The following is a 10,125-nucleotide window of genomic DNA, read 5'->3' on the forward strand; positions in this document are numbered from 1 at the left end:
GAGGCCCGCCTCGAGCCGGCGCACCTCATCGGTACCGGTGACGGTGAACTCAACGCCGGTGGCACGCCGCTGACCCAGCACGCGGCCGGGCGTGAGTTGATAGGCGAGCCGGATCCGCGGGCGTGATGTCGGCGCAGCAGCGTCGCCGAGTTTGCTCAGGATTTCCAGCTTGCTTCGGGTAAGCGCATCGGAGACTTCGCGGAGATCGCTTGCCACCCGCTGGTGATCGGCGACGTCGAGGACGACCTCGGATGCGCCCGTGAGCCCGATCAGTTCGGGCAACGTGAAGGCGGAATGGGCGGGGCCACGCCGGGCGGCGATCACCACTTCGCGCACCGCCGAACCGCGCAGTGCGTCCAGTGCGTGGTCGGCGATGTCGGTCGACGCCAGCTCGCCGGGGTCGGCCGTGAGCACCCGCGCCACGTCCAGGGCGACATTGCCGTTGCCGATGATCACCACACGCTCGTGACTGAGATCCACTGGCAGATCAGTGAACTCGGGGTGGCCGTTGATCCATGCGACCAACTCGGTCGCGGTTCCCGTCCCCGGCAGACTCATGCCGTCGATTTCCAGACGCCGATCATCGGGCGCGCCGACCGCATACAGCACCGCGTGATGGTGGGCCAACAGATCCGCGTGGCTCAGATGCCTGCCGATCTCGACGTTGAGATAAAACCCGAAGCGGCGATGCTCGGACACCCGATCGAAGAGCCGCGTGACCCTCCTGGTGTTCTGGTGGTCCGGCGCGACGCCGGCGCGAACCAACCCGTAGGGCATGGGCAGCTTCTCGAAGACGTTGACCCGCACCCCTTGTTGGATGAGCAATTCGTCGGCCGCATACATCGCGGCGGGCCCCGACCCGACAATGGCCACCGTCAAGGGCCGACGGCGGGCGCGCACCTCCGTGGCCGGTATCACCGGCGCCAGCTTCGAGGTCGGTGGCAGCTTCACGCCCGCGGCCCGCTCCGGATAGAAGGAGGCGTTGATCTCGACAAAAGGCAGCTGCTTGGGCTCCAGCCGGGTGTCGGGCGCAATCGCGCCGACCGGGCAGGCGGTCACACAGGCACCGCAGTCAACACAGGCCACCGGATCGATGTAAAGCATCTCGGATGTGGCGAACCCCGGCTCGTCCGGCGTCGGGTGGATGCAATTGACCGGACAGGCGAAAACACAGGACCCGTCATTGCAGCACGACTGGGTGATGACGTGCGGCATGAAACCCGTGCCGTCCTATGCGGCCGGCGCCGTGGCCAGGTGCTGCCGTTGCGGCTCGCTGCGGTAACGCGACGGTTTCCCGTTGATCTTGCAGAGCCGCCACATCAGCCGCGCGGAGCGGGTTTCCATCAGGCCGGTGTCGTGGGCCAGCATCCGGACGTCAGCGAACATGTCGCTCAGCCACTTTCGTGACTCCGGCGACCGGAAGAAGAGTTCCTTCTTGACCTCCCTAGGGATCTCGAACTCATCCCAGAATGCCTTGGGCGGCACCGTGATCGCCTGGCACAGAATGCGCATGGTCAGCGGGTAGTACAGCGAAATCCAGAACCGCTGGCGTTTGGTCAGCTGCGGCAACCGCTTTCGCAGGAACTCGTGGGCGAACGAAATGTGCCGGGCTTCCTCGGCGACATGAATGGCCATCACCCGCTCCATGATGGGGTGCAACGACTTCCCTTCACGGAGAACGTTTTTCTGCGTGTGGTCGATGGGCTCCTCCCCGGCGAGCACCCCGATGAAAAACGCCACCGGCAACGGGCCGGCCACCAGCGGAATGAACGGAGAGATCCAGCGCAACATCCGCGGCATGCCTGGGACGTCGGCGCCGACGCGGTTGACCATCTCCTGAAACATCATGGTGTGGTTGCACTCTTCGACCGATTCGTGCAGGCAGTACCGGTATTCCGGCGATCCATTGGGCACCCAGAAGGTGTAGTTCATGAGCCCGCGGATCAGAATCGATTCGAAGTGCAGCCCTACCTTGGCCACGTTGGCCTGGCGCCACATCCCGATCTTGATCTTGCGCTCCTCAGGCTGGGCCTGATACCAGGGATGGCGGCCCAGCGGGTCGGTCAACGGCAAGATCCACCGCGGATCGTTCTCGGTGACTGCGAATTCCGGTGTGTCCCAATCGATGTCGGTGTACGGATTGAAGTTTCGCCGCACAGACCCCGCAGACAGGGTGGCGAGCATGTTCACGTACTCGGCATCGTCGCGAACCTCCATATTGCGGCGCCAACGCCTGACCATCCGCGTCCTAGCCATTCGAAGCCTCCCCAACGAGGTTTACATTTGGACCTACAGTGTCCAGACAGTACCGCAGGTACCGGATATTTTCCAGAGTCCAAGATGGGGCTGTGGCCTGACCAGTGGTCATACCAAGGGTGTGACCTGGATCACGCCGGGACCCCGCTCGCAGCGGCTGGCCAGCCCGCGGCACCGCCGCCCGGGTACGCCTCATTAGGCTGAGCGATATGGCTGACCAGCTCGAGATCCCCGCTGACATCAAACCCCGCGACGGCCGCTTCGGATCCGGACCATCAAAGGTCCGGCCAGAACAACTGAAGGCGTTGACCACCACCGCCGCCCCATTGTTCGGCACATCGCACCGGCAAGCCCCGGTCAAGGATCTTGTGGGCAGGGTTCGGTCGGGACTGGTCGAGCTCTTCTCGGTGCCGGACGACTACCAGGTCATCCTCGGCAACGGCGGTGCGACGGCATTCTGGGACGCCGCGGCATTCGGGCTGATCGACAAGCGCTCACTGCACCTTTCCTTCGGCGAGTTCCGCGCCAAGTTCGCCTCCACCGTGACGAAGAACCCATTCGTCGGCGATCCCATCGTGCTCAAGGCCGAGCCGGGCAGCGCTCCCGAACCCCAGGCCGATCCGTCGGTCGATGTGATCGCCTGGGCGCACAACGAGACGTCGACCGGGGTCGCGGTGCCGGTCCGCCGACCCGCCGGGTCGGAAGGCGCCCTCGTGGTCATCGACGCGACCTCCGGTGCCGGCGGTCTACCGGTCGACATCACCGAGGCCGACGCGTATTACTTCTCTCCGCAGAAGAACTTCGCCAGCGACGGCGGACTGTGGCTGGCAATCATGAGCCCGGCCGCCCTGGCTCGGGTGGAGTCCATCGCCGCGTCTGGACGCTGGGTTCCCGACTTTTTGTCGTTGCCGATTGCGGTGGAGAACAGCCTGAAAAACCAGACCTACAACACGCCGGCGATCGGGACGCTGGCGCTGATGGCCGAGCAGCTCGACTGGCTGTTGGGCAACGGCGGACTGGAATGGGCGGTCAAGCGCACCGCTGACTCGTCGCAGCGGTTGTACTCCTGGGCGCAAGAGCGGCCCTACACCACACCATTCGTCGCCGATCCCGCGCTGCGGTCTCAGGTAGTGGGCACGATCGACCTCGTCGACGACGTCGACGCGGCTGCCGTCGCCAAGACACTGCGGGCCAACGGCATCGTCGACACCGAGCCCTATCGCAAACTCGGCCGCAACCAGCTGCGGGTGGCGATGTTCCCCGCCGTCGACCCCGAGGACGTCAGCGCCTTGACCCAGTGCATCGACTGGGTCGTCGAGCGGCTTTAACTTCGCGGTCATCGGCCCGCAACCCACCAGCGTGTCAGGGCGGGTTATCGGCGTCAGCTGCATTAAAGTGCGCACCTGACGGGTCCGTTGCCACCGGGCACGGGGCCTGCGAGGAGAAGCCATGCGGGAACTCAAAGTGGTTGCGCTCGATTACGACGGCAAATACATCGTCTGCGAGGACGAGGGAGCCGCAGAGCAATTCAAACTGGCAGCGGACGACCGGCTGCGGGCCGCCCTACGCGGCGAACCGTGGCCGCCGGAGCAACCGCAACTCGATATGACCTTGACAAACATGTTGAGTCCCAGAGAGATTCAGGCCAGGATCCGCGCCGGTGCGTCCGTGGAGCAAGTCGCCGCCGCTTCGGGTTCCGATATCGTGCGGATCCGCCGGTTCGCGCACCCGGTCTTGCTGGAACGCGCCCGCGCCGCGGAGCTGGCAACGGCTGCGCACCCGGTGCTTGCCGACGGGCCCGCGGTGCTGACGTTGCTCGAGACCGTCACCGCCGCGTTGGTGGCGCGCGGCCTCGAACCCGACCGGCTCAGCTGGGACGCCTGGCGTAACGAAGACAGCCGCTGGACGGTGCAGCTGGCCTGGAAGGCCGGCCGTTCCGACAACATCGCACATTTCACCTTCAGCCCCGGCGCCCACGGCGGAACGGTTACCGCGATCGACGACGCCGCCAGCGAATTGATCGATCCGGATTTCGAGCGCCCACTGCGGCCTATCGCACGAGTGGCCCACCTCGACTTCGACACGGGGGCCGGTCCAGCTGGTCCAGCTGGTGCGTCTGATCCGTCTGGTCCCGCCGGCAAGTCGGCTACCGAGGCGCAGGCCAAGACCGCGGCCACCGCTTCGCCCGACCAGCCGGTGCACACGCGACGCGGCAAGCCGGTCATTCCGGCGTGGGAGGATGTGCTACTCGGCGTGCGCTCGAGTGGGCACCGCTAGCCACTGCCCAATTGCAGCGCCAACAACACCAGCCAGGCACCCACCACACCCACGCCCGCACCAAGCACGAACCAGCGCAGCACCAAGGTGCTCCGCCAGCCCCACAGCGTCGGCGCCAGTCCGCCTGCCGCCACAACATTGAGGCCGACGGCCAGCAGCGGATGCACCCGGATCAGGCCCAGGGTCAGCACCACCACGGCGACTCCGATGATCGCGGCGACGAACCCCGAAACCGTCAAACCCGTTGCCCAGGGCACGGATTGGCTGCGCTCGTCGCTCATGAACCGAGCCTAGCCCGCTCGTAGAACGCCAGCGCCGCGGCCGTCGCGACGTTCAGCGAGTCTGTGCCGCGCGACATCGGAATGCACACTCTCGCATCACTGAGCCGCAGCGCGGACGCCGTCAATCCCGGGCCCTCGGCGCCGACCATCACCGCGACACGTTCGTCGCGCGCAGCGGCCATCGCCTCCGCAAGCCTGCTCGCTGCGCTGCTGGGAGTCATCGCCAGCAGCCGAAATCCGTTTTCCCGCAACACCTCAAGGTCTGCCGGCCAGCTGGTTGCGCGCGCGTACGGCACCAGCAACGCGTGCCCCATCGACACCCGGACGGCGCGACGGTAGAGGGGGTCGGCGCAGCCGCTGCCGAACACCACCGCGTCCACACCCAAACCCGCCGCGTTACGAAAGATCGACCCCAGGTTCTCGTGGTCGTTAACGCCCTCGAGCACCGCGACGGTCCGTGCACGCTGGACGACCTCCGTGACCCCGGGCTCGGGCACCCTCCTGGCGGCCGCGAGCACACCGCGATTCAAGTGGAAACCGACCACTCGTGCCATCACCTCGGCCGACGCTCGGTAGAACGGCGCTCTCGCACGGACCAAATCATGCTTGAGCTCGGCCAATCTGCGGTCGGTGCCCAGCAGCGCGTGCGGGGTGAACCTGGAGGCGAGCATGCGCTGCACGACCAGCACACCCTCCGCGATCACCAGCCCCTTGCCGGTCGGCAGGTCGGGACGGCGATCGACGCTGTTCAGGTCGCGGAAGTCGTCGAGCCGCGGATCCTCGGGATCGCTGACGTCGTGAACATCCACGCCGTCAATACACTCGCGTCCGGTCACGGGCTTTCGTCGACCAAGGCCAGCATCAGGTCGGCGGCACCGCGCAGGGTGTCACGTTGGTCGCTGTCGAGGGCCGCGAGGCGCTTGGCCAGCCATTCTTGGCGAGCCCGCCGGTTCTCCCTGACCAGTTCGGCGCCGGCCTCGGACACCGACACCAGCACCTGCCGGCCGTCCACCGGATGGGGGGTGCGCTCGACGAGGCCCATCTCAGCCAGCGAGGCGATCACCCGCGTCATGGACGGCGGGCGGACACGCTCTCGGATTGCCAGGGCGCCGGGGGTCATCGCGCCCTCGTTGACCAAGGTTGCCAACGCCGACAGCTGGGAAAGGGACACCGGCGATGACGGGTTGCGAAACCGCAATTGGCGGGCCAGGCGCATGACCGCCAGCGATAAGTCGCTGGCCAGCCGCGCCTCGCTGTCGGGCATGGCGCGAGGTTACACGGAACGCAAGAAACTCGGGATATGAAGGCACATGAAACGGCCGACGACGGACGGCCGGGGGGCGATTCGCGTTGTGAGCGGGATATGTTAGTCGCGATGTCCGTGGAATCAGGCCAGAACCGCGAGGCCCCGCCGTTGCCGACCGGCCTTCTCCAGGTGTGGCCCGTGGTCGCGGTCGGCTTCCTTGGGTGGGCGATCGCCGCGGCCCTCGCGTTCGCCGTGCCGGCCCTGCAGAGCTGGCGCCAGCTGACGCTGGGCGGACTCGGAGTCGGGCTGATCGGCACGAGCATCTTCGTATGGCAGCTTGCCGCAGCCCGTCGCGGTGCACGCGGTGCGCAAGCCGGACTCGAAGCGTATCTCGACCGCCACTAGGTATCGATATCAACGCCCAAATATGGACCCTGGGAGGAGCGATGGTAGCCCCGCTACTGCAAGCGCAAATCGACATCGATGCACCCGCCTCGAAAGTCTGGACCTTGATTTCCGATTTTCGGCGCATGCCCCAGTGGAGCCCGCAGTGTCGATGGATGAAGCCGCTGGGCCCGCTCCGCGAGGGCACCCGCACCATCAACCTGAACCGCCGCAACCGATTGTTCTGGACGACGACGTGCACCATCGTGGAGGTCGTCCCGGAGAAGAAGCTGGCCTTCCGGGTGAATGCAAACCGCACAATCTGGACCTATGAGTTAGAACTCCACGGCGAGGGCACCCGCGTGATCGAGAGCCGTCACGCCGAAAACGGCGTCACCGCATTTTCGAACCTGTCGGTGAACGCGTTGCTCGGTGGCACGGCCAACTTCGAACGCGAATTGCTCGAGGGCATGAACACCACACTGGCGAACATCAAAGCCGCCGCCGAGCAAGGCTAGTCCGGCGATTCCGGCTGCTCCGGCTGGGCTTCCGGCGCATCCGGCTCGGCTTCGGCGTCGCGCACCGGTGGTTCGGCGCCGGAGAGCGGCGGGTCTGCCTGCGGCTCCCGGGGCGAGGTCTCCATCATGTCCAGCACGCCGTCGTCGTATGGCGCATACATCGGCGAGCCGCTGCCCGCCGGGGCCGGAGTGTCGGAATGGGCGCCGCAGCCGTACCGCTTGTCGACCACATGTCCGTCGGCGGACAGCTCGTTACCGCACACCCCGAACATCGCGCCCAGCGATCCGGCCAGCGGCAGGAAGAAACCACAATCGCGGCAGACCCGTTTGGTGGAGCGCGCCATCGCCGCGTCGGGACCATAGTCCCCGGTGTGCCATCGCTCTGCAGCCTCGGAGCGCCCCAAGGGGCTCATCACCCACCGTCGGCCCAGTCCCAATTCCGCCGCGGTCTCGTCGACAAAGGGGTCACCGCTCGCGGTGTAGCCGGGAACCAGCCGGGGGTCGTCGGCCGCCGGCGCCAGCAAGTCTCCGGGACTCAAATCCCCTGGGCGCACACGCCGCTCCCAAGGCACCCACTCGGGCGCCAGCAACGCCGTCGGACCCGGGATCAGCACGACTTCGCTGATCGTGGCGTGCGCGGCGCCGGGATAGGCGGCGACGACAGCGGCCCATTGCCACCCCTGGTAACCGGGCAGATGGGACAGGAACCGGTGGGTGGCGGCATTCGGGTCCTCGTAGCTGACGCCCAGGTAATCGCCGACGGCGTCCGGGCCGCTGAACTCCTCGACCGCGGCCCTGGCCGCCTCGACCGCACCGGTGAGCACCGCCGCCAATTCGTCGGGCCACTCGGCCACGGCCGCCGCGGCGGTTTCCTCGGTGGGTCCGGTCACGTTGCCCCCTTCCTGCACTGCGTCTACATACTAGGTTGGCGAGCCACGCGCGGTTGCCTGCCGGCATGGGAGAGAATTGATTCGTGTCTGGACGGCGGCGTAATGATCCGGGTCCTGTGGCCTCCAACCCGGGCCGCCGGACCCGCCCGAACATCAAGGGATCGGCCAATCAGCATCCGGGGATGGCCAACTACCCGGCCGACGACTCCGACTATCGCCGGGCGCGCCGGCCGCCTCCTTCCCGATCCACCATGCCGAGCGCCAACCGTTATCTCCCGCCGTTGGGGCAGCAACCAGAGTCGGACGGCGGCGCGGACACGCCGCCACGCGGCCAGGCCGCTGGCGAACGCATCACAGTCACCCGCGCCGCGGCGCAGCGAAGCCGAGAAATGGGCTCCCGGATGTACTGGATGGTGCAGCGGGCCGCCACGGCCGATGGCGCTGACAAGTCCGGCCTGACGGCGTTGACGTGGCCGGTCGTGGCGAATTTCGCGGTGGACGCCGCGATGGCCGTCGCGCTGGCGAACACGCTGTTTTTCGCGGCCGCGACCGGGGAGAGCAAGGGCCGCGTCGCGCTCTACCTTTTGATCACGATCGCGCCGTTCGCGGTGATCGCGCCGCTCATCGGTCCGGCGTTGGACCGGCTGCAGCATGGCCGTCGTGTCGCGCTCGCCACCTCGTTCGCGGTACGCACCGCACTGGCGTTAGTGCTGATCATGAACTACGACGGCGCCACGGGCAGTTACCCGTCGATGGTGCTCTATCCGTGCGCGCTGGCCATGATGGTGTTCTCGAAGTCGTTCAGCGTGCTGCGCAGCGCGGTGACCCCGCGGGTGATGCCACCGACCATCGACCTGGTGCGGGTCAACTCCCGGCTGACCGTATTCGGCCTCCTCGGCGGCACCATCGCCGGCGGCGCGATCGCCGGTGGCGTCGAATTCGTTTGCATCCACTTGATCAAGCTCCCCGGCGCGTTGTTCGTCGTCGTTGCGGTCACTGTCGCCGGCGCCATGTTGTCGATGCGGATTCCGCGCTGGGTCGAGGTCACCGAGGGTGAGGTGCCGGCCACGCTGAGCTACCGCAAGAACAGCGGCCGGCTGAGTTGGCCCGAAGAAGTCAAGAAGGTCGGTGGAACACTTCGACAACCGTTGGGGCGCAACATCATCACCTCGCTCTGGGGTAACTGCACCATCAAGGTGATGGTCGGTTTCTTGTTCTTGTACCCGGCGTTTGTCGCCAAGGCGCATCGAGCCAACGGCTGGGTCCAACTGGGGATGCTTGGCGTGATCGGCGCCGCGGCCGCGATCGGCAACTTCGCCGGCAACTTCACCAGCGCGCGGTTGCAACTGGGCAGGCCGGCCGTGCTCGTGGTGCGCTGCACGGTCGCGGTCTGCGCGGTCGCGGTCGCGGCCGCGGTCGCGGGCAATCTCGTCGTTACTGTCATCGCCACGTTGGTCACCTCGGGTTCCAGCGCGATCGCGAAGGCCTCGCTCGACGCCTCGTTGCAACACGATCTGCCCGAGGAGTCACGCGCGTCGGGGTTCGGGCGCTCCGAGTCGACACTGCAACTGGCTTGGGTACTGGGCGGAGCCCTGGGCGTCTTGGTCTACACCGAACTGTGGATCGGCTTCACCGCGGTCAGTGCGCTCCTCATCATCGGCCTGGCGCAGACGCTCGTCAGCTTCCGCGGCGACTCGTTGATCCCCGGCCTCGGCGGTAATCGCCCGGTAATGGTCGAGCAGGAGGGGACGCGGCGAGGCACGGGCTGGCGGGCGGCGGTGTCGAAGTGAAACGCCCTGTGGCCGTGGCTCTTTCGCTGTCGGCTATTCTGCTTTCCGTAGGCGCCGGCGTCGGAACCTGGCTGCTCGTGCGCCGGCCCGGTCCGCAGCAACCGGAGATCAGCGCCTATTCGCATGGGCACTTGACCCGCGTCGGGCCTTACCTGTACTGCAACGTGCGCGATCTCAACAACTGCCAGACGCCGCAGAACCAGGGGGAGCTGCCGTTCAACGAGCACTATCCGGTGCAGCTTTCGGTTCCCGAGGCCATATCGCGCGCGCCCTGGAGGCTGCTTCAGGTGTACGAAGACCCGGCCAACACCACTAGCACGATGTTTCGGCCGGACGCCCGGCTCGCGGTCACCATTCCATCGGTCGACCCGCAGCGCGGCAGGCTTACGGGCATCGTGGTGCAGCTGCTGACGCTGGTGGTCGATCCCGCCAGCGAGCTCCGCGCGGTGCCGCACGCGGAATGGTCCGTCCGGCTGACTTGAT

Annotated in this window: 12 protein-coding genes; 6 read left to right on the forward strand and 6 right to left on the reverse strand. The window is 66.8% G+C overall.

Annotated features, from left to right (window positions below; genetic code table 11):
* Both JO059_RS19950 and JO059_RS19955 read right to left on the reverse strand, forming a co-directional pair.
* A partial coding sequence (locus JO059_RS19950; RefSeq protein WP_293321873.1) for a 4Fe-4S binding protein occupies positions 1-1,215 on the reverse strand: 1,215 nt, incomplete at its 3' end.
* Positions 1,216-1,230: 15 nt separating this feature from the next.
* Complete coding sequence (locus JO059_RS19955) at positions 1,231-2,256, reverse strand: diiron oxygenase (RefSeq protein ID WP_293321875.1); 1,026 nt, start codon at positions 2,254-2,256, stop codon at positions 1,231-1,233.
* 209 nt (positions 2,257-2,465) lie between these two features.
* On the opposite strand from JO059_RS19955, the gene serC reads away from it, so the two are divergent.
* Together serC and sepH are read left to right on the forward strand one after the other, a co-directional pair.
* Entirely contained in the window at positions 2,466-3,584 is a 1,119-nt protein-coding gene (gene serC, locus JO059_RS19960; protein WP_293321877.1) for a phosphoserine transaminase, read from the forward strand.
* A 121-nt stretch (positions 3,585-3,705) separates the two neighbouring features.
* Positions 3,706-4,533, forward strand: a complete 828-nt coding sequence (sepH, locus tag JO059_RS19965; RefSeq protein WP_293321879.1) for a septation protein SepH — start codon at positions 3,706-3,708, stop codon at positions 4,531-4,533.
* Here the strand turns inward: sepH and JO059_RS19970 are convergent.
* The 3 genes from JO059_RS19970 to JO059_RS19980 are packed head-to-tail and all read right to left on the reverse strand — an operon-like array spanning position 4,530 to position 6,078.
* On the reverse strand, positions 4,530-4,814 hold the full coding sequence (locus JO059_RS19970) for a DUF2537 domain-containing protein (protein WP_293321881.1): 285 nt from the start codon (positions 4,812-4,814) through the stop codon (positions 4,530-4,532). The two genes, sepH and JO059_RS19970, sit on opposite strands and share 4 nt — an antisense overlap.
* On the reverse strand, positions 4,811-5,650 hold the full coding sequence (locus JO059_RS19975) for an RNA methyltransferase (protein ID WP_293321883.1): 840 nt from the start codon (positions 5,648-5,650) through the stop codon (positions 4,811-4,813). The genes JO059_RS19970 and JO059_RS19975 overlap by 4 nt, the downstream gene beginning before the upstream one ends.
* Positions 5,647-6,078 carry a MarR family transcriptional regulator gene (locus JO059_RS19980; protein ID WP_293321885.1) on the reverse strand — a complete coding sequence of 144 codons (432 nt, stop codon included), beginning with the start codon at positions 6,076-6,078 and terminating at the stop codon, positions 5,647-5,649. The genes JO059_RS19975 and JO059_RS19980 overlap by 4 nt, the downstream gene beginning before the upstream one ends.
* Before the next feature lie 111 nt (positions 6,079-6,189).
* On the opposite strand from JO059_RS19980, the gene JO059_RS19985 reads away from it, so the two are divergent.
* On the forward strand, positions 6,190-6,465 hold the full coding sequence (locus JO059_RS19985) for a DUF2530 domain-containing protein (RefSeq protein WP_293321887.1): 276 nt from the start codon (positions 6,190-6,192) through the stop codon (positions 6,463-6,465).
* Between the two features lie 41 nt (positions 6,466-6,506).
* Positions 6,507-6,962, forward strand: a complete 456-nt coding sequence (locus tag JO059_RS19990) for an SRPBCC family protein (protein WP_293321889.1) — start codon at positions 6,507-6,509, stop codon at positions 6,960-6,962.
* Here JO059_RS19990 and JO059_RS19995 read toward each other — a convergent pair.
* On the reverse strand, positions 6,959-7,852 hold the full coding sequence (locus tag JO059_RS19995) for a DUF3027 domain-containing protein (RefSeq protein WP_293321891.1): 894 nt from the start codon (positions 7,850-7,852) through the stop codon (positions 6,959-6,961). The genes JO059_RS19990 and JO059_RS19995 overlap by 4 nt on opposite strands.
* Positions 7,853-7,968: 116 nt before the next feature.
* Here JO059_RS19995 and JO059_RS20000 point away from each other — a divergent pair, with 116 nt between their 5' ends.
* Entirely contained in the window at positions 7,969-9,642 is a 1,674-nt protein-coding gene (locus JO059_RS20000; protein WP_293321893.1) for an MFS transporter, read from the forward strand.
* Entirely contained in the window at positions 9,639-10,124 is a 486-nt protein-coding gene (locus JO059_RS20005) for a DUF2771 domain-containing protein (RefSeq protein WP_293321895.1), read from the forward strand. Before JO059_RS20000 ends, JO059_RS20005 begins: the two co-directional genes overlap by 4 nt.
* Position 10,125: the final 1 nt, after the last annotated feature.

It is taken from the genome of Mycobacterium sp. (assembly GCF_019247615.1).
Classification (GTDB): Bacteria; Actinomycetota; Actinomycetes; order Mycobacteriales; family Mycobacteriaceae; genus Mycobacterium.